Here is a 23,242-nt window from a genome sequence, read left to right on the forward strand (position 1 = left end):
ACAAAGTGAGCATAAATATGTAGAAAATTTCAATTTTTTTCAAATACTTATATCTTTCAATTGCAATAAAGATTATTCAGGATAAAAACACACAGAATCCAGCTAGCATAACCCCCTTATTAAAGGGCAAAAGCTTACCTTATCCTGTGTGTAATAGTTAAACCTAGTATATGCTTCTATCTTTGTCACACCTCTTCTGTTGAATCTACATGATATGGCATGCCTGTTCGCAAAACTCCCTTTGTTTCAATTCCACCTAGCCCCTTTTCACCCGTTAATGTATTCCTTAAAACATCCCAAACATTTACTCTTTCCATAAATGGTGTAAAACTTATCTTGGCAACAATATAAACTGGATCAAGGGCATGAATATTTACTCTTGAGGGGGAACTTGCAAAATTAGCTCCTGCATAAATAAGCGATTCAAAGTGGGATTGACAAGCACCAGCAAAAATAACCAACTGATCCAGATTAGGAAGCTTCTTTCTCGCCTCTCTGACGGTCTGTACAAAGTATTTCGAGTGTCGGTAGGCATTAATATCACTTTTATCTCCTAACGCTTTAGAATAAGCATCATGACCTGTTATAACTAGTATGTCAGGGCGATAGTAATCCAAAAGACTGCCTATTTTACTTGGCATCTCTTTTTCATTGCAGTGCACTCCATTTACGGGTATCCCAATTTTTTCGTATAAAGTGAGACACTTTTTCAAATAGTTTGGATCTCCATCAATATGGAGTACCTTACCTGGTAATTGAAAATAGTTAGAAGGCTTGCTATAAGCTTCTGTTACTTGATACTCCTGCTTTCTGCGCAAAAGATTCACATCTTGTCGAAATAATTGGAGAGATTGTTCCTCCATCAACTGAACCTTTTGGGAAATTTTTCGTTGCATCGGTTGATTAATCAATACTAAATCCTCATATGGAGCATCTGCAATCAAGCGAAAATCTTCTCCATAAAGAATGGCAATTTTTTGGCCATTTACCTCTTTCATGTCAATTATTCGAAACAATAAATCACATTGATAAGACTCTCTACCGACGATATCCATGATATTTATAGTCACTCTTGTCACTCCAATTAACCCAAACATGTCTCTCCTGAGTGGATATTATTATTCAATATCTATCTCTGATAAATTATGCATACGTCTATAAAGGTGTGAGCAATTCAAAAAGAAGAATTAAAACATCTGCTGCTCTCTTTCTAACAACAACCTTTATCAAATAAAGCATCATATAAAAAGGTGCACAGAAAGCTTCCTCTTCCTTGAAATTTTTTAAGGAAGAGAAATTAATCTGTACACCTATTTATCATCATTATTTTCCAAATGTTTCATAAAGTATGTCACTTAGCTTTGCGAACTCTTCAATAGATAATGATTCTCCGCGTCTAGAAGGCTCAATTCCCGCTTGTTCCAGCGCTGCTATGATTTCTGCCTTCTTTTCTTTTCCACCCTCTAATTGGCTCGATAAGTTATTGAGAATCGTTTTTCTTCTTTGGGCAAAGCTTGCTCTTGTTACTTGAAAGAAGAATGCTTCGTTTTTCACTACAACAGACGGTGTTTCTCTAATCGTAAGACGAATAACAGCTGAATCCACATTTGGTTGAGGAACAAAAACAGTTTTTGGTACAATCATAACCACTTCTGGTTTTGTATAATACTGAATGGCAATTGAAAGAGAACCATATTCCTTCGTTCCTGGCTTCGCTGAAATTCGTTCCGCCACTTCTTTTTGAAGCATCACAACAATGCCTCTTAAGGGTAATTTTTCTTCTAATATCTTCATAATAATCGGCGTTGTAACATAATAAGGTAAATTAGCAACAAGCATAATATCCTTAATATCTTTAAACTCTGTGTCTAACATTTCCTTTACATTTGCCTTTAAAATATCCTGGTGGATAATTTTTGCATGAGGATATGGTTCAAGTGTCTCTTTTAAAATCGGTAATAGACGTTGATCAATCTCATACGCTACAACCTTTTTGCTGCGCTTTGCTAATTGTTCTGTCAATGCACCAATTCCAGGACCAACCTCTATTGCGCCTGATTCTTCTGTTAACTGCGCATGATCCACAATATTCCTTAAAATGTTTGTATCAATTAAAAAGTTCTGTCCTAAGCTTTTCTTAAAGGAAAATCCATATTTATCTAGTATTGCTCTCGTCCTCGCGGGTGTTGCTATATCTTTATACATGCTTATCCTCCTGGCGTATTTCCTTAATCGCTTGTGCAAACTCTGCCTTTGTAATATGAAACATCAGTAATCGTTTATAAAGCTGTTTTCCATTTGTATACCCAATTTTAAGCAGCCTACCTAACTGTTCTCTTCGCTCCTTAGAATCAGCACCGCCAATTAAGCCTGCATCAATTAAATCTTCTTTCGTAATTTCTTCCTTTATTGTTTCCTGCATCAAATGTGCTTCTTTTAATGCTTCTCTAATTACTTCTACTGATGCATGTTCCACCCCAACACCTTTACCATGCTTATGGATAGCAAGCTCCTTCGGGATAAAGGCATGCTTGCATTCAGGAATATGCATTTCAATTGTATGACGAATTTTTTGACCTGGATAGTCTGGGTCAGTCAAAACAATAACTCCTCTTGTTTTTTGTGCTAGCTTTATTTTATCTAATGTCTCTTGATTAATGGCTGAACCGTTTGTTTCAATTGTATCTGCATCAACCGCTCGCTTAATAGCGGTGGTATCATCTCGACCTTCCACTACTATTATTTCTTTAATCTTCATGGAACCTCCAAAAAATATTTAAAATTTGAAAAAAAAATGAAACATAATTGTAACATGAATCGTCTATATATACAGAGAGAGAAATATTTTAATTATTATCATTATAGCTAATATTTATGTTTAAACAAATGGCTGACTCTTTGCAAGTTAATTAACAGATATTGAACCATAAAAAAGACAGAGGAGATGCTTCCTCTGCCAAATCAGCTATCTTTCTATCATCAATATTAGATGATAAAATGTCGAGATTTCTATTTTACCTAATTAATTATTTTTATCTTAACTTGCCTGTTACCCCAACGGTAAGCTTCGGCTTTCGTGGAAAAGAAAACATCTATTTTCTGCCCTTTTACACTTCCGCCAGTATCTGCGGCAACAGCGTAGCCATAGCCTTCAACATAAACTTTTGTTCCTAAAGGGATAAAACTTGGGTCGACAGCGATTACTTTTGCATTCGGATTAGCTTTCAGATCAATACCAGTAGCCGTTCGGCCAGAACATCCATTACAGCTAGCAGTATATGCTGTTGAATTGACGAACACTTCTTGCCCATTTTCTTCACCACGTGATGCAAGTTGAATGACGTCGTCTTTTGTTCCAACAGATACAATTTTATCCTGCTTTTCTTTCACTGTTGTTTCACTTAGCAATTTTCGGGAAATCTCTTTGCCGTTTTCCTTCGTCACCTCATACTTTTTAGAGACCACTCCTTCTGTTCCCTCTTTAAGTACTTTTTCTGTTCCGTGTGGAAGATCATCGTCCTTTTGGGTGATTACGGCAAAATTAATCGGTTGTTCCACTACATCGGTGACCTTTTCTATTCTTGTTATATTAACAATAGCTTCGTCTTTCACTTTTTCCTTTAGAGCTGGTTCAACTCGGTCTAATTTATCAAGTGAGATCTTCTGTTGTGTTAAAAAGTCAGCGACCGTAGTCGAAGTGGACCATACTTGCTTTTTCTTTCCTGCGTCTACTAGTGTTACTGGAAATGCTGTATGTACGACAACTTCCATTTTATGTTCTATAGGGTTATTTTCTTTCTGATTGATCTGATCATGCTCGTTCAAAGAAATTTTTTGTTCTTCTAAAAACTCCTTAACAGTATCGACTGTTGTCCAAACCGTTTTCTTCTCGTCGTCTTTTTGCAATTCAACCTGTTTAGCTTCTTTCCAGACAACTTCTAAGTTATCTGTCACCTTTGTGTTTAACGAGGGAAACACATAATCTTCTGAGCCAACGGTAATGCCTAAATCATCAAATATTTGTTGTATAGTAGATGAGTGCGTCTCGATGATTTGTTCTTTACCATTTAGCGTTAGTGCCACAGTACTTTTAGTAGTTTCATAAATTATAAATCCAATACTACTCGCAAAAACGATGAAACTAGCTAAAAAGATAGACACTTTCTTCTTGCTCAAAGATTTTGAAAACAGGTTTTTCATGTTTTTGATTACGATGAAAAACGCCTCCTTTTCTCTCGGAGTGATTATATAGAGTATCATGTCCGCTGTCAACCCTTTAGAATCTCTGAACGTATATCCTATTATGCAAAAAAAACCAGCGAAAGGAAAGAAAGAAATCTCGACATAATTAGTCTATGAGAAAAGGAAGCAATGTAGAACCATTAAAAATAAGAGGAAGTTCGGACAAGCTCTTTCTGCATTCGACAAAAAACTTTATCAGTTTATGCCGAATAATTTTTTTGCGTTTTCAGTTGTTTTTGATGCCACCTCTTCATAGGAAATCCCTTTAATAGCAGCTATCTCTTCTGCTACTAGTTTTACATAACTAGGTTCATTGCGTTTTCCTCTAAAAGGGGTCGGAGCCAAATATGGGCAGTCCGTTTCGATTAATAAATGATCTAACGAAATGGCTTCTGCAACTTCCTTTGGCTTTCGTGCATTTTTAAAAGTAACCGTTCCACCAAGCGAAATATAAAAATTCATATTTATGCATTCCAGTGCAGTTTCTACGCTTCCTCCATAACAATGCATAATCCCGCCTACCTCTTTTGCATCCTCCTCTTTTAAGATTTCAACAATATCAGCAGTCGCTTCACGGTTATGAATAATTATCGGGAGTTTTACTTTTTTTGCTAATTGAATTTGCTTTCTAAATACTTCTTTTTGAATATCTTTTGGCGATTTATCCCAATGATAATCTAGTCCCATTTCTCCTATTGCAATGACCTTTGGATGCTTTGCCAATTCTTCAATCCAAGCCAAATCTTCATCTACCATATCGATAGCATCTACAGGATGCCATCCTATGCTTGCATAAACAAAATCGTACTGCTCAATAAGCTCCATCGCCTTTGTAATAGTAGGTCTATCAAACCCCACCACTACCATTTTTTCCATTCCTACATCAAGTGCCCGTTGTATCACTTCTTCTATATCATCTTGAAACTCATTTGCGTTAATATGTGTATGTGTATCAAATAACATGATAAACATCCCTCCATCATCTGTTAGATATATTTACACTTTATTTTTTAAGACCGTTCTATCCTTGCGCCACAGTCTTAATGAAAGAAGAAAAAACATAGAGATGATTAAAATATGGAATTTCCCCGCCCATTCTTCTCCATAAAAGATCTTGGCGATTTCCCCATTAAAACATCTCCATGTTTTTTATATCATTTTATTTTACTTTTGCACCGAGTGGTAAAGCCTCTGCGATTGTCGCTAGAGACAATTCACCGTCATGACTTCCAGCTAAAATCATTCCCTGTGAAAGCTCGCCTCTTAATTTAACTGGTTTTAAATTTGTTACACAAATAACTTTTCGTCCTACCAAGTCTTCAGGAGAATAATATTTAGCGATTCCAGAAACAACTTGTCTTTTTTCATAACCTAGATCCAATTGTAACTTCAATAACTTGTCCGCTTTTTTTACAGGTTCAGCTTCCAGTACTTGTGCTACACGTAAGTCTACTTTCATAAAGTCATCTATTGTAATTTCCTCTACGTCCGGAACTTCTTGAACCTCTTGTTTCTTTTCCTCTTCCATTTGAGGTCCCTTCATTTCGCTTTTGATAAATTCCACTTCTTCTTGAATGTCTAATCTAGGGAAAATAGGATCTCCCTTCTCTACTATAGTACCCGCAGGAATGACACCAAAACGTTCCAGGCTGTCCCATGTCTGTAAGGATTCGTCTTGTATGTTCAACTGTCTAAAAATCTTGTCAGGTGTTCTTGTTAAAAATGGTTTTAACAAAATGGCGATTCTTCTTAAAGATTCTGCTAAATGATTCATCACAACTGCTAATTCTTCTGTCTTTTCCTCTTTCGCTAATACCCATGGCTGTGTTTCATCGATATATTTATTATTTCTGCTGACTAATTGCCATAATGTTGTTAGTACAACAGAGAACTCCATATTCTCCATATGCTCCGCATATTTCTTAACCGTTTCTTGATGTGCTTCCACAAGTGACTTTTCAAAAGTGCCTTCTGAATTTTTATAGGTAGGAATTTCACCATTAAAGTACTTATTAATCATCGCCACTGTACGATTTAATAAATTCCCTAAGTCATTTGCTAAATCGAAATTTACTCTCTCTACAAACGCTTCAGGAGTAAACACACCATCAGAGCCAAATGGTACTTCTCTTAATAAATAATAACGAAGAGCATCTAATCCATAACGGTCAATTAACGTCACTGGATTAACCACATTTCCTTTTGATTTAGACATTTTGCCATCTTTCATTAGAATCCAGCCATGTGCAAAGACTTTCTTTGGCAATGGTAGATCTAATGCCATAAGCATGATTGGCCAATATATCGTGTGGAAACGAACAATTTCCTTCCCAACTAAATGTACATTTGCCGGCCAAAACTTTTTATATAGACTCTCATCATCAGAGCCATATCCTAGCGCAGTAATATAATTGGAAAGGGCATCGATCCATACATATACCACATGCTTCGGATCCCCTGGCACTTTAATTCCCCAATCAAAAGTAGTTCTTGATACTGCTAAGTCTTCCAATCCAGGCTTAATAAAGTTATTGATCATCTCGTTCTTGCGAGATTCTGGCTGGATAAATTCTGGATTTTCCTCGTAAAATGCTAACAAGCGATCTGCATATTTTCCCATTCTAAAGAAATAGGATTCCTCTTTTACTAGTTCAACGGCATGACCACTGTCGGGGCTTTTCCCTCCAATTATTTTGCCATGTTCATCGTAAATAGGATCAACCAACTGCAGTTCTGTATAATATGTTTCATCAGAAACAGAATACCATCCTTGATATTCATCTAAATAAATATCTCCTTGATCCACTAATTTCTTAAACATTTTTTCGACAACATCTGTATGTCGTTTTTCTGTTGTACGGATAAAATCATCATAGGAAATATCAAGCTTATCCCATAATTCCTTTATTCCTGCCACAATTTCATCTACATACTGAATAGGTGTAATTCCTGCTTCTTCTGCTTTGCGCTGAATTTTTTGCCCATGTTCATCCGTTCCAGTTAAGTAACGAACTTCATATCCTCTCATTCTTTTATAACGAGCCATTGCATCTCCAGCAACTGTTGTGTAAGCATGTCCAATATGTAAATTGCCACTTGGATAATAGATTGGCGTAGTAATATAAAAAGTTTTTTCTTGATCCTTCACTTAATTTCCTCCTATATATATGTATATAATATGTACCTTTAGTAAGATAACTGCTATTACTATTGTAACCATTCTTCTTTTTTATCGAAACAAAAAAGTATAAGAACATTTATAAACCGCATAATTATTGCCATTTTTCCTTTTATCCCATCAAAATATACCTAAAAATAATTAGTAATGCAACAGCGATGTTTTGGAAGAAAGAATGAGAAATAAAAATGTTGTTTTTTGTCGAAAAAATAATAAAAATAGAACAAAAAGACTATACCAATTTATCCCATCCTATGTTTATTTATCAATTTATTCTCCTGAAAAGCCTAATTTAATAAGGTTTTTAAAATACAATAATTTCAAAATAAAATAATTGACGTTTATGGGAATGGCTGGTATTATAATAAACATACAAAGAAATTTGTCGAAAATTAGCGAAAAAAATATAAATACTTACTTTTGGGAGGAGAAAAGAAAATGAAATCTACAGGTATTGTTCGTAAAGTTGATGAATTAGGTCGTGTGGTTATTCCAATCGAATTAAGACGTACATTAGGAATTGCTGAAAAGGATGCTCTAGAAATTTATGTAGATGATGAAAAAATCATCTTAAAAAAATATAAACCAAACATGACTTGCCAAGTTACTGGCGAAGTATCAGATGATAATCTATCTTTAGCTGGTGGTAAATTAATCCTCAGCCGTGAAGGTGCAGAGCAATTAATCGCGGAAATCAAAAGCAATTTTGAACTTGCAAAATAAAAATAAAGTAAGCAATGTGTAAGTACATCACTCTTTATTGATTCGTAGCTTCTTGAAAAAAATTAAGAGAAATACTTATTCGTTCTTTTTATAAACTAAAGGACTGCCGCCTTAAAGGGGAACACCATCATATTTTTGATGTTCCGATTTAAGGCAGCAGCCCTTTTTCTTATTGAATATGATATTCTTGATATATGTCTCTTTTTTGCATTTCTCTATCTAATGCAGTCTTTTTAATTGCTTCTTTTACCGTAATTCCCTCTTTTTCCACATAGTGATCTACATGTTGAACAATAGACAAGTCTTCCCACCAATTATTTTCTTCTGTTTGTAATTCTCCTTGTTCAATAACTAAACAAAACTCTCCTCTTATTTCTTCTGATTGAGACCAAGCAATTGCTTCCTCTAGAGTTCCACGAATAAATTCCTCATATATCTTTGTCAGCTCTCTACATAATGTAATCTTTCTATTACCGAGAATCTCCCTTATTAAAACCAATGTTTCTTTTAAACGATGTGGGGATTCATATAAGAGCAGCGTGCCTGGAACGTTCTTTAGAAAAAGCAACTCCTTTTTCTTCTCCTTCTTTTGGCGATTAAGGAAACCATAAAAGTAGAAAGGATGTGTCGGAAGCCCCGAAGCAATCAGTGCTGTTAATGCTGCATTCGCTCCTGGAAGAGGAATAACTGGTATTTCTTGATTAATAGCATCTATAGCTAGTTCATATCCTGGATCTGCAATGGTTGGCATTCCCGCATCACTTACTAATGCGATTATTTTATCCTCTTTCAAAGCTTGTATTAGCTTTTGACCACTAGCCTCTTTATTATGTTCATGATAGCTGACTACTGGAGTAGCAATTTCAAAATAATTGCATAGTTTTTTTGTATTACGTGTATCTTCTGCAGCAATAATATCTGCCTCTTTCAAAATTCTAATTGCTCGAAAACTCATATCTTCTAAATTCCCGATAGGAGTAGGGACTAAATACAACGCTCCCCCTTTTTCTTTAAAGCTTTTTTGTTGTTTCATTTCCTTCACCTACTTCCACTTCCTTCCATAAAAACTTTTCCTTCTTCTTTCTATCTAGCTGTTTAAAAGCATACTCTGCTTTCATGGCTTCTTGTTTTGTCTGAAATTCCTCATAGTAAATAACAGATACCGGTAAACGTCCTCTTGTATATTTTGCTCCTTTACCTTCATTATGCGTTTTTACGCGCTTTTGAAGATCATTTGTATAGCCAGCATAATAGCTGCCATCCTTACACATTAATACATAAAAATAATGACTCTTATTTTCCATACAGTATTCTGCTCATTTCCTCTGTATAATTGTTGCCATCTTTATAAACAAATAACGGAGGGAGAACTTTTAAATCTGGTTTCCCATCTTTTATCGCTTCAACTAATAAAATATTCGCTTCTTTTCCTTCCTTTGGATAAACAAATCGGATACGCTTTGGTTCCAATCGATTTGCCCTCATTAATGTAATAATATCTAATAGTCTTCCTGGTCGATGAACAAAAGCTACTTTTCCACCTTGTTTAACCAATTGACTAGATATACTAATTGTATCCTCTAGCGTACAGAGGATCTCATGTCTCGCAATAGCAAGATGCTCATTACCATTAATCTCTTCCACTGAATTAGTCTTCTTAAAGTAAGGTGGATTACACGTCACTGCGTCATATTTCTCATACCCAAGTAAACCAGGAGCATCCTTAATATCACCATGAATCATTTTTATCTTTTGCTCTAAACGATTATACTGAATGCTTCTATTTGCCATATCATATAATCTTGCTTGTATTTCTACTCCTACAATATCTCCCTCTGTTCGAAGCGACAAAAAGAGTGGAATTACTCCATTCCCACTACATAAATCAACAATCGCCCCCCTTTTCACAGGAATAGAGACAAAATCCGCTAATAATACTGCATCTAATGAGAAGGAGAAAACAGATGGACTTTGAATAATTCTTAATCGTTCATCCAGCAAATAATCTAATCTTTCATCTCCAATTAATGGAACCACTCTTTATACCTCCATCTTTCCTATTTCCTGCATAGAAAAAGAGATGTCTCAAGAAGAAGAGTCATCCCCTGACAATACATTGGTTGTATTGCTTACATACTCGGGCAATAATTTCTTTGAGACATCCTTATTTTTTATTAAGAAACGATAAACAAAAAAGACAATCTCCATCTTTTCGAGGACTTCCAAAATGAAGATTACAAATATGAAAACCTTCTTGATATAGTCTTGCCAGGTTGTCATACCCTTCCCCTATATCAATATTTTTCTCCTCTATCATCTTACCTTGTTTTATGTTCCTTCTTTTATTTTTATCTTGTTTCGAATCCTTTTCTCTTGGTATATCCTCTAAGTGCCTTCTTAGATTTTCATTTTCTAGCTGCAGCCTATTATTCTCTTCAATAAGCTCTGCTACATGCTGTTTAAGATCACCTAATTGCTTATATAAATTACCAATTTGACTTTCCATATTTATTACTGATTCAAAAACTTCTTTTTTATCCACTCTTCCACCTCATTAATCTGTGGATTGAACTGAAACAGCATCCTCTTGCAGTATCTCATCTAATGTATATTCAAGCACTCGTTCTTGTTCAGAAATTTCCACTTGGAGTACACGTTCTAAAATATTTAAACCAACAACTTTTCCCTTTCCATCCGGTGTATCAATCCAATCACCTAAGTCTGGTAAAAGTTCCTTTGCAGCTTCATAATCGTCATTCTCATATTTTAAACAACACATTAGTCGCCCGCATAATCCGGAAATTTTCGTTGGGTTTAAGGAAAGGTTTTGGTCTTTTGCCATCTTAATAGATACTGGTTCGAAATCCCCTAAGAAAGTCGAACAGCATAACATTCTTCCACAAGGACCAATCCCGCCTAGCATTTTCGCTTCATCTCTTACACCAATCTGACGAAGTTCAATTCTTGTTCGAAAAATGGAAGCTAAATCTTTTACCAATTCCCTAAAGTCTACTCGACCATCTGCGGTAAAATAAAAAATGATTTTATTACGGTCAAATGTATATTCTACATCCACTAATTTCATATCTAATTCATGCAGCGTCACTTTCTCACAACAAACATCATAAGCCTCTTTTGCTGCAACCTTGTTTTCGGCTACAATCATCTGATCTTTATGATCCGCGATTCTTAATACTTTTTTCAAAGGTAAAACTACATCATTTTCATCTACTTTTTTCGGTCCAATAACTACTCTCCCGAATTCTACACCCCGAACAGTTTCGACGATGACGAAGTCTCCCTTTTGAATGATTAATTCATTTGGATCAAAATAATATATTTTTCCAGCTTTTTTAAAGCGGATTCCTACAACATCATACAACTGAAGATCCCTCCTGCAGCTCTAGCACCAGCTGCTCCATCAATAACTGTGGATTCATATTCCCCTGCAGCTTTCGCTTTGCTTCAAAAATAGCTGTCATTTGTTCCGTTAAGCGTCTGTTAGAGGTTCTCAAAGCGTAAGTATCTAATCGTCCCTTTTCGCTAACGTATACAATCTGATCGTGCTTGCCAAGCTGTATATATAATAAATCTTTATAAAGCAGCAATAATAAATCAAGTCCTCTATCAAACTGGTCCTTTTCTTTAAATTGAGAAAACCAGTCTCTTTGAAGAGCTACTAATGCTTCTAAAGGAGCTCCTTTAAGAGCCTCATATAATTTTACCACTATTTTTTGCGCTTGTACAAACCATTCATCCGTACTAAGTGACAATGCCTCTTCAAAATTATTGGTAATTTGCGCAAGTAAAGGGGCTTCATTTGGTTTTATTCCATTTCTTACTAGTTCTTTAGCCATTTCATTTGGGGATAATGGTGTAAAGGAAAGGACCTGACACCGAGACAAAATAGTCGGCAATATTTGCTGAATTTGTTCTGTTATTAAAATGGCCGTTGTTTCTGCATTCGGTTCCTCTAAAAACTTCAGTAAACTGTTAGCCGCATTTGTAGTCATTTTATCTGCATGAACAAGAATATACACCTTTTGCTTTGACTCTACTCCAGTCTTGGAAAACTCTTCTTGTAGGCTTTGTATTTGATGCTTCTTTATGGATAATCCATCTGGCTCAAGTAAATGCACATCAGGATGGTTACCATTATTTATCCGCTTGCAATTTGAACATGTTTCACATGGAACATATCCTTCTATAGTATTTTCACATAAAATGCTCTTAGTGAGAACTAGACTTATTTCCCTTTTACCTGTTCCCTTCATTCCTTCAAAAAGATAAGCATGAGCTAATCGCTCTTTTTTCAAGCTGTTTTTTAGCATCTTTAAAACAATGGGTTGTGTCCCTTCAAGCTGTTCCCACGTCCTTGTCAAGACAATCACTCCATTTACATATATATATTAATTAGTAGACCTTTAATTTTACCATTTTTATCTAAGGTATTTATGCCATTTTTCTCATTCGCGATTACTTCTTCTGTTGATTATACTAACTTATCATCAATTACCTGTACAACACGCGAATTTTCCTAGGCCAAACTGATCCCTCGCGTTGTACTTTTTACCTTTCATCCCAAATTCAACAGCTTCTTTTACAAACTGTTTAACAAGAGATTTATATTTAGTTAAGTCTTTGAAATTTTGGGTTTCCCTAACCTATTGCTTTAATATCATCGATGTTTTTCAACAATTTTGAAGCTAATCGACCTTTAGTTTCTCATTTTGTTGTTGGACATATCTGAAATTTAGAAGCTCCTAAGACTACCTTTGTTTCTAATCTATTTTCCAGATTGATTCAAATCTCTTTATTAACTTCTATTTTTCCTCCTGAAGAGTGGTCTGCTACTTATTAGAAAAGGATATGCGTATCCTACTTTTTAACTTTTATGATTTAACTATGAAAGTACATCGGTAACAGAAGTTACCGATGTACAGCTTAAAATTGTTTAAATTGCTCTACAGGTAATACAAAGACTGTTGCTCCGCCAACTTCTACTTCTACTGGATAAGGGACATAAGAATCTGCATTTCCTCCCATTGGCGATACAGGTGCTACTAATTGGTCTCTTGATTGACAATTTTCTTTAATGATTTGTAATGCCTTTTCCACACGTATATCTTCCGTTCCTATCATAAAGGTGGTATTTCCAGATTTCAAGAATCCGCCAGTACTTGCAAGCTTTGTCGCTCTAAAATTATTTTCAACTAGTGCATTAAGTAATTTGTTACTATCTTTATCTTGAATGACTGTTAGAATTAATTTCATTTTTATCCCGCCCCTTATTATAGTTTCCGAATGATTTTATAACTTGTTCCTATTATAGCAATAAATATAAAAACAAACAGCTGAAAGAAAAAATAATTTTTTGAGAGCCTATCCATTTTTTATTTTGTCATCACTATATGCATAATACCCTATTATTTAAATAGCAACGCACTTCTACTTTAAAAAACGATTAATAATATCTACTGTATCCTCCAAAACCTGTTCTAATGGTTTCGATGCATCTACTTTTATGATTCTCTCTGGAAATCTTTCTATTACCTTATAATAGCCTTCTTGTACTTTTTCATGGAATTCAATCTTTTCTAAATCCAAACGGTTAATTTCTCTATCACTCGTATTATTAATTCTTGCTAAACCAACCCTTGGATCTAAATCAAAATAAATGGTTAGCTCAGGCATGGTATCTCCAATTGCAAATTGATTAATTTCCCAAATTTCATCCATATCAATTCCTCTTGCATGCCCTTGATATGCCAATGAACTATCAATGAAACGGTCACATAATACAATCGCTCCGTCGTTTAAAGCTGGAATGACCTTCTCTACTAAATGCTGTCTTCTAGCAGCTGCATAAAGCAATGCTTCTGTTCGCGCATCCATTTCAGTATGCTTAGGATCTAATATAATATTTCTAATTTTTTCTGAAATAGGAATACCACCTGGCTCCCTTGTCTTTATAATCTGTAGTTCTTTTTCTTGATAATAATTTAACAACATATCAATAACGGTTGTCTTTCCCGCTCCCTCTGGTCCTTCTAATGTAATAAAGATACCTTTTGTCACCTTATTGTCCTCCTAAGTTGTCATTTCTCAAAAATGGTAATTTTATTTTTATATATAGATGGGCTTCCTTGAAATCTTGCTCCATCCTTTAATAAGTTCGTTATTTGTTTAATATGATAGTTCGTTATTTCCTCTCCAGGCATTAAAATAGGAATTCCTGGTGGATATGGAATAATTGTTTCTGCACAAACTGCATGTAAAGCTTCACTTAATGAAACTTCCACCTTACTTCGTGTGGCTTGTTCTTTTTCACTAAGTTTTAATTCTACTATATCCTCACGCTTTTTTATAGATTCAACTGTCTCACTCTGAGCAGAATGAGTATGTATATTTTTAAGAAGCGCCCTTTTTATTTTAAAAATAATCTTCTCTAAAGGATAAGAGATTCCTTTCTTTAACAATGGAAAGACAAATAATATATTATTTGAATCAGCTAACTCCGTATATATACCCTCTTTTTCTAATTCTTTTTGTAATTCAAATCCGCTTCTATTTTCTGTTGATTGAATAGTAATTTTTAAAGGATCTCCATCATAAGGATAGTTTAGTACGTTTAGCTGAGGAATTGTATGAAGTTGTTCCCGAAAAAAAGTTACCATTGTATGTAGGTATTCCCAATCCTCCATGCTATAGTTTGCTATATAATGCCTAGCCTTATCTAGGGAGGCCATAATAAGGTAAGAGGGACTGCTGGACTGTAAAATGTCTAAGTAATGTTTAACATCCTCTTGTTGAACGAATGCCGTATTATAATGTAAATAAGCACCCATTGTTAATGCTGGAAGCGTCTTATGTGCTGATTGAACAACTATATCTGCACCTGACTCAACTGCTGAAGGTGGAAAATTTGAATTTCCTTTAAAATGAGCCCCATGCGCTTCATCTACTAATACACAAATTCCATTAGCATGGGCTAAGTCAATAATCTCTGGTAAATTTCCAACCATTCCATAATAATTAGGAGAAGTTAAAATAAGCGTTTTGACTTCTGGAAATCGTGCAATTGCCTGCTCAATTGTTTTTTTCGAAAGGACTGTATCGACTTTCCAATCTTCCTCATAATCCGGGCTAAGTAAAATGGGCTGTGCCTTTGCTAACTTTATTCCATTCATAATTGATTTATGGCTATTCCTTTGTACAAATACTTTGTCACCCGCTGTTAAGGTGGCTAATATCATTGCTAAATTACCAACAGTACTCCCATTTACAAGAAAATAACTTTTCTTAACTCCATAAAAATCTGTTAGTAGTTTTTCTGCATCTGCAATAACACCAGTTGGTGCATGTAAATCATCTAAGCCATTAAGCTCTGTCACATCAAAATTCCATAAAGGTCCTTTCCACTCATCTTCCGGAGAAATTAATTCTCCATTCTTATGACCAGGTACATGAAAAGAAATATTATTTTTCGACTGAAATTGCAAAAGTTTAGAATATAACGGTGTGTTTTCTTGCAATTGTATTCCTCTTTTCTTTTTTCACTCTATTTATTTTATCATTTTTTCTTTATAGGAAGTAATTTACGCTTCTTTCTATTTTCTTATTTAAAGTATTTTAGATAATATAAATCCCTTATTCATTCATACTGGGCTATTTATCAATACCCCTTTAGTCTTTCTTATTAGTAATATTTTAGTTTAGTAGTTTTCAAGAATAAAGGTATGCGTGATTACTAAAATGGTTAGAATAATGTCTATGGAGGTGGAGAAATGGGGAAGTATCAATCAAGTAGAGCAGAAGCCTGTCTCATATGCGAAGAATATAAATTAGAAGGCATTCATCTATTCGAATCCTTTATATGTATGGATTGCGAAAGAGAGATTGTTAATACGAAGACAAATGATCCCAAATATCGATTTTTTGTTCATCAAATGGGAAAAGCACGAACTCTTCAGGAAAGACGACAAGCTTAGATATAAATAAAAAACAAGCATCTAACGAATAGATGCTTGTTTCCTTATTGCCTGGCGACGTCCTACTCTCACAGGGGGAGAACCCCCAACTACCATCGGCGCTGAGAAGCTTAACTTCCGTGTTCGGTATGGGAACGGGTGTGACCTTCTCGCTATCGCCACCAGACTTATTTATTTCGAGAATTATTCTCTCAAAACTAAATCATTTAGAAGTATTCCAAGTTGCCAAGTAATCATTTTGTCCAGCTCCAACGCCTATCAAACTTCCGATAAACAGGCGTTTCCGCTTTTCATTTTAGTTAAGTCCTCGATCTATTAGTATCAGTCAGCTCCACATGTCGCCACGCTTCCACCTCTGACCTATCAACCTGATCATCTTTCAGGGATCTTACTAGCTTGCGCTATGGGAAATCTCATCTTGAGGGGGGCTTCATGCTTAGATGCTTTCAGCACTTATCCCTTCCGCACATAGCTACCCAGCGATGCCTTTGGCAAGACAACTGGTACACCAGCGGTGCGTCCATCCCGGTCCTCTCGTACTAAGGACAGCTCCTCTCAAATTTCCTACGCCCACGACGGATAGGGACCGAACTGTCTCACGACGTTCTGAACCCAGCTCGCGTACCGCTTTAATGGGCGAACAGCCCAACCCTTGGGACCGACTACAGCCCCAGGATGCGATGAGCCGACATCGAGGTGCCAAACCTCCCCGTCGATGTGGACTCTTGGGGGAGATAAGCCTGTTATCCCCGGGGTAGCTTTTATCCGTTGAGCGATGGCCCTTCCATGCGGAACCACCGGATCACTAAGCCCGACTTTCGTCCCTGCTCGACTTGTAGGTCTCGCAGTCAAGCTCCCTTGTGCCTTTACACTCTACGAATGATTTCCAACCATTCTGAGGGAACCTTTGGGCGCCTCCGTTACTTTTTAGGAGGCGACCGCCCCAGTCAAACTGCCCACCTGACACTGTCTCCCACCCCGATCAGGGGTGCGGGTTAGAATGTCAATACAGCCAGGGTAGTATCCCACCAATGCCTCCACCGAAGCTGGCGCTCCGGCTTCCAAGGCTCCTACCTATCCTGTACAAGCTGTACCAAAATTCAATATCAGGCTGCAGTAAAGCTCCACGGGGTCTTTCCGTCCTGTCGCGGGTAACCTGCATCTTCACAGGTACTATAATTTCACCGAGTCTCTCGTTGAGACAGTGCCCAGATCGTTACACCTTTCGTGCGGGTCGGAACTTACCCGACAAGGAATTTCGCTACCTTAGGACCGTTATAGTTACGGCCGCCGTTTACTGGGGCTTCAATTCAGAGCTTCGCACTAACGTGCTAACCCCTCCTCTTAACCTTCCAGCACCGGGCAGGTGTCAGCCCCTATACTTCGCCTTGCGGCTTCGCAGAGACCTGTGTTTTTGCTAAACAGTCGCCTGGGCCTATTCACTGCGGCTCTCGCAGGCTTGCACCCGCAAGAGCACCCCTTCTCCCGAAGTTACGGGGTCATTTTGCCGAGTTCCTTAACGAGAGTTCTCTCGCTCACCTTAGGATTCTCTCCTCGCCTACCTGTGTCGGTTTGCGGTACGGGCACCCTAAATCTCGCTAGAGGCTTTTCTTGGCAGTGTGGAATCAGGAACTTCGGTACTATATTTCCCTCGCCGTCACAGCTCCGCTTATGTGGTAATGGGATTTGCCTCATTACCAGCCTAACTGCTTGGACGTGCTAATCCAACAGCACGCTTACCCTATCCTCCTGCGTCCCCCCATTGCTCAAACGATTTAAAGGTGGTACAGGAATATCAACCTGTTGTCCATCGCCTACGCTTTTCAGCCTCGGCTTAGGTCCCGACTAACCCTGAGCGGACGAGCCTTCCTCAGGAAACCTTAGGCATTCGGTGGATGAGATTCTCACTCATCTTTCGCTACTCATACCGGCATTCTCACTTCTAAGCGCTCCACCAGTCCTTACGGTCTAGCTTCAACGCCCTTAGAACGCTCTCCTACCACTGACATCATAGATGTCAATCCACAGCTTCGGTGATACGTTTAGCCCCGGTACATTTTCGGCGCAGAGTCACTCGACCAGTGAGCTATTACGCACTCTTTAAATGGTGGCTGCTTCTAAGCCAACATCCTGGTTGTCTAAGCAACTCCACATCCTTTTCCACTTAACGTATACTTTGGGACCTTAGCTGGTGGTCTGGGCTGTTTCCCTCTTGACCACGGATCTTATCACTCGTAGTCTGACTCCCAAGAATAAGTATTTGGCATTCGGAGTTTGTCTGAATTCGGTAACCCGATGGGGGCCCCTAGTCCAAACAGTGCTCTACCTCCAATACTCTAAATCTTGAGGCTAGCCCTAAAGCTATTTCGGAGAGAACCAGCTATCTCCAAGTTCGATTGGAATTTCTCCGCTACCCACACCTCATCCCCGCACTTTTCAACGTGCGTGGGTTCGGGCCTCCATCCAGTGTTACCTGGACTTCACCCTGGACATGGGTAGATCACCTGGTTTCGGGTCTACAACCACATACTATTTCGCCCTATTCAGACTCGCTTTCGCTGCGGCTCCGTCTCTTCAACTTAACCTCGCATGTAATCGTAACTCGCCGGTTCATTCTACAAAAGGCACGCTATCACCCATAAATGGGCTCTAACTACTTGTAGGCACACGGTTTCAGGATCTATTTCACTCCCCTTCCGGGGTGCTTTTCACCTTTCCCTCACGGTACTGGTTCACTATCGGTCACTAGGGAGTATTTAGCCTTGGGAGATGGTCCTCCCTGCTTCCGACGGGATTTCTCGTGTCCCGCCGTACTCAGGATACACTCAAGAGGGAACGAAGTTTCGACTACAGGGTTTTTACCTTCTACGACTGACCTTTCCAGATCGATTCGTCTACCCCGTTCCTTTGTAACTCCATATAGAGTGTCCTACAACCCCAAGAGGCAAGCCTCTTGGTTTGGGCTAATCCCGTTTCGCTCGCCGCTACTCAGGGAATCGCGTTTGCTTTCTCTTCCTCCGGGTACTTAGATGTTTCAGTTCCCCGGGTCTGCCTTCAGTACCCTATGTATTCAGGTAAAGATTCTATCCCATTACGGATAGAGGGTTTCCCCATTCGGAAATCTCTGGATCAAAGCTTACTTACAGCTCCCCAAAGCATATCGGTGTTAATCCCGTCCTTCATCGGCTCCTAGTGCCAAGGCATCCACCGTGCGCCCTTTCTAACTTAACTTAGTTTCGACCAAAGATAAGCGGCGTATCTCTTCGTCAGCTTCTTCACTCTGCTCCTCACGTATTTTCGTACGCTCCGGTGCTCGTTCGGTCGCTTCCTTGACCTACTTGCTTCTCTTTGCTCTCCAATCTTTGAAGGAGTATTCGTTTAATACGACTACTTTCAAAGAAGTAATTCTCTAAAATAGAGAATCTAAGATGGCGATTACTCGGTTTATCTTGGTTACTTCTATTAAATGATTTAGTTTTCAAAGAACAATTTTGGTGGAGCTTAGCGGGATCGAACCGCTGACCTCCTGCGTGCAAGGCAGGCGCTCTCCCAGCTGAGCTAAAGCCCCAAAAATGGTATATGTTTTTTCAAAAAAATGGTGGGCCTAAATGGACTCGAACCATCGACCTCACGCTTATCAGGCGTGCGCTCTAACCAGCTGAGCTATAGGCCCATTTTATGCTCGATAAAGTAAAAAGGTTCATTCTTTATCTATTTTTTAAGGAATTGCTCCCTCAAAACTGAACAATCAAATCGTCAACAATCTTTGATGGAATGTAAATTCCATTTTCCTTAGAAAGGAGGTGATCCAGCCGCACCTTCCGATACGGCTACCTTGTTACGACTTCACCCCAATCATCTATCCCACCTTAGGCGGCTGGCTCCAAAAGGTTACCCCACCGACTTCGGGTGTTACAAACTCTCGTGGTGTGACGGGCGGTGTGTACAAGGCCCGGGAACGTATTCACCGCGGCATGCTGATCCGCGATTACTAGCGATTCCAGCTTCATGTAGGCGAGTTGCAGCCTACAATCCGAACTGAGAATGGTTTTATGGGATTTGCTCGACCTCGCGGTTTTGCTGCCCTTTGTACCATCCATTGTAGCACGTGTGTAGCCCAGGTCATAAGGGGCATGATGATTTGACGTCATCCCCACCTTCCTCCGGTTTGTCACCGGCAGTCACCTTAGAGTGCCCAACTGAATGCTGGCAACTAAGATCAAGGGTTGCGCTCGTTGCGGGACTTAACCCAACATCTCACGACACGAGCTGACGACAACCATGCACCACCTGTCACTCTGTCCCCCGAAGGGGAACGTCCTATCTCTAGGAGTGTCAGAGGATGTCAAGACCTGGTAAGGTTCTTCGCGTTGCTTCGAATTAAACCACATGCTCCACCGCTTGTGCGGGCCCCCGTCAATTCCTTTGAGTTTCAGCCTTGCGGCCGTACTCCCCAGGCGGAGTGCTTAATGCGTTTGCTGCAGCACTAAAGGGCGGAAACCCTCTAACACTTAGCACTCATCGTTTACGGCGTGGACTACCAGGGTATCTAATCCTGTTTGCTCCCCACGCTTTCGCGCCTCAGCGTCAGTTACAGACCAAAGAGTCGCCTTCGCCACTGGTGTTCCTCCACATCTCTACGCATTTCACCGCTACACGTGGAATTCCACTCTTCTCTTCTGCACTCAAGTCCCCCAGTTTCCAATGACCCTCCACGGTTGAGCCGTGGGCTTTCACATCAGACTTAAAGGACCGCCTGCGCGCGCTTTACGCCCAATAATTCCGGACAACGCTTGCCACCTACGTATTACCGCGGCTGCTGGCACGTAGTTAGCCGTGGCTTTCTGGTTAGGTACCGTCAAGGTACAAGCAGTTACTCTTGTACTTGTTCTTCCCTAACAACAGAGTTTTACGATCCGAAAACCTTCATCACTCACGCGGCGTTGCTCCGTCAGACTTTCGTCCATTGCGGAAGATTCCCTACTGCTGCCTCCCGTAGGAGTCTGGGCCGTGTCTCAGTCCCAGTGTGGCCGATCACCCTCTCAGGTCGGCTACGCATCGTCGCCTTGGTGAGCCGTTACCTCACCAACTAGCTAATGCGCCGCGGGCCCATCTGTAAGTGACAGCGTAAACCGTCTTTCAGCTTTTCCTCATGAGAGGAAAAGGATTATCCGGTATTAGCTCCGGTTTCCCGAAGTTATCCCAGTCTTACAGGCAGGTTGCCCACGTGTTACTCACCCGTCCGCCGCTAACTTTAAAAGCAAGCTTTTAAAGTCCGCTCGACTTGCATGTATTAGGCACGCCGCCAGCGTTCGTCCTGAGCCAGGATCAAACTCTCCAATAAAGAGTTGATTAGCTCATTGCTAAACTCTAGCTTTTTGTTACTTTTTTTGTTTTACAACATTCGTTATAAAACGATTATTGTTGACGTTTGTTTGTTCAGTTTTCAAAGAGCAATTTGTTTGTTGCTATCAGAAGCAACTTTTATATAATATCACAAAAACATATTATATGTCAAATACTTTTTTTAAAAGCATTTCCAGTGATTAAGCTAACCAATCTGGCGACTTTTTATATATTATCACCCTTTATATATGAAGTCAATACTTTTTAATAGTATTTTATCTTTATTCCCAAACCCTGTTTTTAATTAATAAAATCAGCTCACAAATAAAAAGAGATTAACTATAAATCCTCACAAAGCTTTCTCTCCTTTGTTCTGAATCTAGATAATCTCAATTGAGTATAATTATACGCTTCATTTAAATAATATATAATTGAATTGCTACTAATGCTGCTACTCCCGGAATCCCTAATATTCCTGATACGGTGGAGGTTGCAAAATTAATTGGCACATGTATACCATATTGATTACCGACCGTATTTAAGAAAAATAAAAATAACGCACCTATCATAATTTTTATAATACCTTGTCCAATCATTCTAAGTGGTTTTATTGGTGTACCAACTACTAACAACAAAATAACCAAACCAATGACAATAGATATAATAACAACCGGGCTCACTGTCCATCCTCCCTTATTATGCTTGTATTTATAAATATGTATCATTCCGATAAATAAGACCTAGGATGGACAACTTTTCATTTTAATTAGCACTTTTCAGCCATGCGCTTATTTACTTTAACAAAGTTGAAAGGATGATGCGAAAACAAAAAACCGAGTACACGATTCTGATATGCTCCTCATTAAGTAGACAGATAAAATCTGTTATCTAATGGAGGAGCAGTTCATTATTCACTCGGTCTGCTTATTATTTCAATAAATTTATTTTTCTTTGTTTTGCTTCTTTAAATAAAAAGAAATATTTTGCCTCTGATAATTTAGCCTCACTAATTACTTCATCGGAAGGATCAAAACTCTTATCTAACAAACTTTTATCATTTAACCATTCTTTTTTCAAATGGCTAAATTGAACTAATAGCTTCTCATCAAATTCCTTCCTTAACTTTCCCTTTCTTCGAAAGAACATCGCTAGCCCTCCTGTACCCTACACTTCTCTTCGACCTTCTAATGCTTTAGATAGTGTAACCTCATCTGCATATTCTAAATCTCCACCTACCGGTAAACCATGAGCAATTCTAGTGATTTTAATACCTGATGGTTTGAGCAGACGAGAAATATACATAGCCGTCGCTTCTCCTTCTATATTCGGATTTGTTGCCATAATAACTTCTTGGGCCTCATCATCCTGTAATCTCTTTATCAACGAAGGTACATTAATATCTTCTGGTCCAATCCCATCCATCGGAGAAATAGCCCCGTGGAGAACATGATAAAGCCCGTTATATTCTTTCATTTTTTCCATTGCAATGACATCCTTTGGATCTTGTACTACACATATAATACTTCGATCTCTTCTACTGTCTTCACAGATGTAGCATGGATCTTGATCTGTAATATGTCCACAAACAGAACAATAAGTTAAGTTCCTTTTCGCATTAACTAGTGCTTTCGCAAAATCCAGCACGGTATCTTCCTTCATATTTAATACAAAAAAAGCCAGTCTAGAGGCCGTTTTAGGCCCAATGCCTGGCAATTTCATAAAGCTGTCAATTAGCTTTGATATAGGTTCAGGATAATGCATA

General features: G+C 38.4%; 20 protein-coding genes, 2 tRNA genes, 3 rRNA genes and 1 pseudogene. 2 read left to right on the forward strand and 24 right to left on the reverse strand.

What is annotated here, in order from left to right; translation table 11 throughout:
• Window positions 1-185 precede the first annotated feature (185 nt).
• From yabG to metG, 6 genes are all read right to left on the reverse strand, one after another.
• Window positions 186-1,070 carry a sporulation peptidase YabG gene (yabG, locus tag NSQ89_RS22745; RefSeq protein WP_047944409.1) on the reverse strand — a complete coding sequence of 295 codons (885 nt, stop codon included), beginning with the start codon at window positions 1,068-1,070 and terminating at the stop codon, window positions 186-188.
• Window positions 1,071-1,323: 253 nt separating this feature from the next.
• Window positions 1,324-2,205 carry a 16S rRNA (adenine(1518)-N(6)/adenine(1519)-N(6))-dimethyltransferase RsmA gene (gene rsmA, locus NSQ89_RS22750; protein WP_047944362.1) on the reverse strand — a complete coding sequence of 294 codons (882 nt, stop codon included), beginning with the start codon at window positions 2,203-2,205 and terminating at the stop codon, window positions 1,324-1,326.
• Window positions 2,198-2,758, reverse strand: a complete 561-nt coding sequence (gene rnmV, locus NSQ89_RS22755; RefSeq protein ID WP_047944360.1) for a ribonuclease M5 — start codon at window positions 2,756-2,758, stop codon at window positions 2,198-2,200. Before rnmV ends, rsmA begins: the two co-directional genes overlap by 8 nt.
• Window positions 2,759-3,018: 260 nt before the next feature.
• Window positions 3,019-4,200, reverse strand: a complete 1,182-nt coding sequence (locus NSQ89_RS22760; RefSeq protein WP_061801126.1) for a G5 and 3D domain-containing protein — start codon at window positions 4,198-4,200, stop codon at window positions 3,019-3,021.
• A 237-nt stretch (window positions 4,201-4,437) separates the two neighbouring features.
• On the reverse strand, window positions 4,438-5,205 hold the full coding sequence (locus NSQ89_RS22765; RefSeq protein WP_061801127.1) for a TatD family hydrolase: 768 nt from the start codon (window positions 5,203-5,205) through the stop codon (window positions 4,438-4,440).
• A gap of 196 nt (window positions 5,206-5,401) precedes the next feature.
• Window positions 5,402-7,390: a methionine--tRNA ligase gene (gene metG / locus NSQ89_RS22770; RefSeq protein ID WP_047944356.1), complete on the reverse strand. Its 1,989-nt coding sequence runs from the start codon at window positions 7,388-7,390 to the stop codon at window positions 5,402-5,404.
• Between the two features lie 468 nt (window positions 7,391-7,858).
• On the opposite strand from metG, the gene NSQ89_RS22775 reads away from it, so the two are divergent.
• Window positions 7,859-8,143 carry an AbrB/MazE/SpoVT family DNA-binding domain-containing protein gene (locus NSQ89_RS22775; protein ID WP_047944355.1) on the forward strand — a complete coding sequence of 95 codons (285 nt, stop codon included), beginning with the start codon at window positions 7,859-7,861 and terminating at the stop codon, window positions 8,141-8,143.
• 169 nt (window positions 8,144-8,312) lie between these two features.
• Here NSQ89_RS22775 and rsmI read toward each other — a convergent pair whose 3' ends face one another.
• From rsmI to NSQ89_RS22820, 10 genes and pseudogenes are all read right to left on the reverse strand, one after another.
• Window positions 8,313-9,176, reverse strand: a complete 864-nt coding sequence (gene rsmI, locus NSQ89_RS22780; protein WP_047944354.1) for a 16S rRNA (cytidine(1402)-2'-O)-methyltransferase — start codon at window positions 9,174-9,176, stop codon at window positions 8,313-8,315.
• Window positions 9,154-9,447: a GIY-YIG nuclease family protein gene (locus NSQ89_RS22785; RefSeq protein ID WP_341133326.1), complete on the reverse strand. Its 294-nt coding sequence runs from the start codon at window positions 9,445-9,447 to the stop codon at window positions 9,154-9,156. Before NSQ89_RS22785 ends, rsmI begins: the two co-directional genes overlap by 23 nt.
• A complete protein-coding gene (locus NSQ89_RS22790) occupies window positions 9,437-10,180 on the reverse strand; it encodes a tRNA1(Val) (adenine(37)-N6)-methyltransferase (protein ID WP_047944352.1) in 744 nt (247 codons plus the stop codon). The genes NSQ89_RS22785 and NSQ89_RS22790 overlap by 11 nt, the downstream gene beginning before the upstream one ends.
• 127 nt (window positions 10,181-10,307) lie before the next feature.
• Window positions 10,308-10,685 carry a DNA replication initiation control protein YabA gene (gene yabA, locus NSQ89_RS22795; RefSeq protein ID WP_047944351.1) on the reverse strand — a complete coding sequence of 126 codons (378 nt, stop codon included), beginning with the start codon at window positions 10,683-10,685 and terminating at the stop codon, window positions 10,308-10,310.
• A 12-nt stretch (window positions 10,686-10,697) separates the two neighbouring features.
• A complete protein-coding gene (locus NSQ89_RS22800; RefSeq protein ID WP_047944350.1) occupies window positions 10,698-11,525 on the reverse strand; it encodes a PSP1 domain-containing protein in 828 nt (275 codons plus the stop codon).
• On the reverse strand, window positions 11,518-12,525 hold the full coding sequence (holB, locus tag NSQ89_RS22805) for a DNA polymerase III subunit delta' (protein WP_047944349.1): 1,008 nt from the start codon (window positions 12,523-12,525) through the stop codon (window positions 11,518-11,520). The genes NSQ89_RS22800 and holB overlap by 8 nt, the downstream gene beginning before the upstream one ends.
• 126 nt (window positions 12,526-12,651) lie before the next feature.
• A pseudogene (locus tag NSQ89_RS25450) lies at window positions 12,652-12,747 on the reverse strand (hypothetical protein); the annotation flags it as partial.
• 340 nt (window positions 12,748-13,087) lie between these two features.
• The gene (locus NSQ89_RS22810; RefSeq protein WP_016204713.1) at window positions 13,088-13,417 is read right to left on the reverse strand and encodes a cyclic-di-AMP receptor; all 330 of its coding nucleotides are present in this window, start codon (window positions 13,415-13,417) and stop codon (window positions 13,088-13,090) included.
• A gap of 174 nt (window positions 13,418-13,591) precedes the next feature.
• Window positions 13,592-14,221, reverse strand: coding sequence for a dTMP kinase (gene tmk, locus NSQ89_RS22815; RefSeq protein ID WP_095323102.1), 630 nt, complete (start codon window positions 14,219-14,221; stop codon window positions 13,592-13,594).
• A 20-nt stretch (window positions 14,222-14,241) separates the two neighbouring features.
• Entirely contained in the window at window positions 14,242-15,678 is a 1,437-nt protein-coding gene (locus tag NSQ89_RS22820; protein ID WP_061801129.1) for an aminotransferase class I/II-fold pyridoxal phosphate-dependent enzyme, read from the reverse strand.
• Between the two features lie 252 nt (window positions 15,679-15,930).
• Between NSQ89_RS22820 and NSQ89_RS22825 the strand changes: the two genes are divergently transcribed.
• The gene (locus NSQ89_RS22825; protein ID WP_047944345.1) at window positions 15,931-16,134 is read left to right on the forward strand and encodes a sigma factor G inhibitor Gin; all 204 of its coding nucleotides are present in this window, start codon (window positions 15,931-15,933) and stop codon (window positions 16,132-16,134) included.
• 49 nt (window positions 16,135-16,183) lie between these two features.
• Here NSQ89_RS22825 and rrf read toward each other — a convergent pair.
• From rrf to recR, 8 genes are all read right to left on the reverse strand, one after another.
• Window positions 16,184-16,300: ribosomal RNA gene (gene rrf / locus NSQ89_RS22830) — 5S ribosomal RNA — on the reverse strand.
• A gap of 129 nt (window positions 16,301-16,429) precedes the next feature.
• Window positions 16,430-19,365: ribosomal RNA gene (locus NSQ89_RS22835) — 23S ribosomal RNA — on the reverse strand.
• A 261-nt stretch (window positions 19,366-19,626) separates the two neighbouring features.
• Window positions 19,627-19,702: transfer RNA gene (locus NSQ89_RS22840), tRNA-Ala, on the reverse strand.
• 28 nt (window positions 19,703-19,730) lie between these two features.
• Window positions 19,731-19,807: transfer RNA gene (locus NSQ89_RS22845), tRNA-Ile, on the reverse strand.
• Window positions 19,808-19,930: 123 nt separating this feature from the next.
• Window positions 19,931-21,478: ribosomal RNA gene (locus NSQ89_RS22850) — 16S ribosomal RNA — on the reverse strand.
• Together the 16S, 23S and 5S rRNA genes with 2 tRNA genes alongside form the textbook arrangement of a ribosomal RNA operon.
• A gap of 418 nt (window positions 21,479-21,896) precedes the next feature.
• Entirely contained in the window at window positions 21,897-22,160 is a 264-nt protein-coding gene (locus NSQ89_RS22855) for a pro-sigmaK processing inhibitor BofA family protein (RefSeq protein ID WP_047944838.1), read from the reverse strand.
• 247 nt (window positions 22,161-22,407) lie between these two features.
• A complete protein-coding gene (locus NSQ89_RS22860; protein WP_047944839.1) occupies window positions 22,408-22,626 on the reverse strand; it encodes a YaaL family protein in 219 nt (72 codons plus the stop codon).
• A gap of 18 nt (window positions 22,627-22,644) precedes the next feature.
• Window positions 22,645-23,241: a recombination mediator RecR gene (recR, locus tag NSQ89_RS22865; RefSeq protein ID WP_016205308.1), complete on the reverse strand. Its 597-nt coding sequence runs from the start codon at window positions 23,239-23,241 to the stop codon at window positions 22,645-22,647.
• Window position 23,242: the final 1 nt, after the last annotated feature.

It is taken from the genome of Niallia sp. FSL R7-0648 (assembly GCF_038007005.1).
Taxonomy (GTDB): Bacteria; Bacillota; Bacilli; order Bacillales; family Cytobacillaceae; genus Niallia; species Niallia circulans.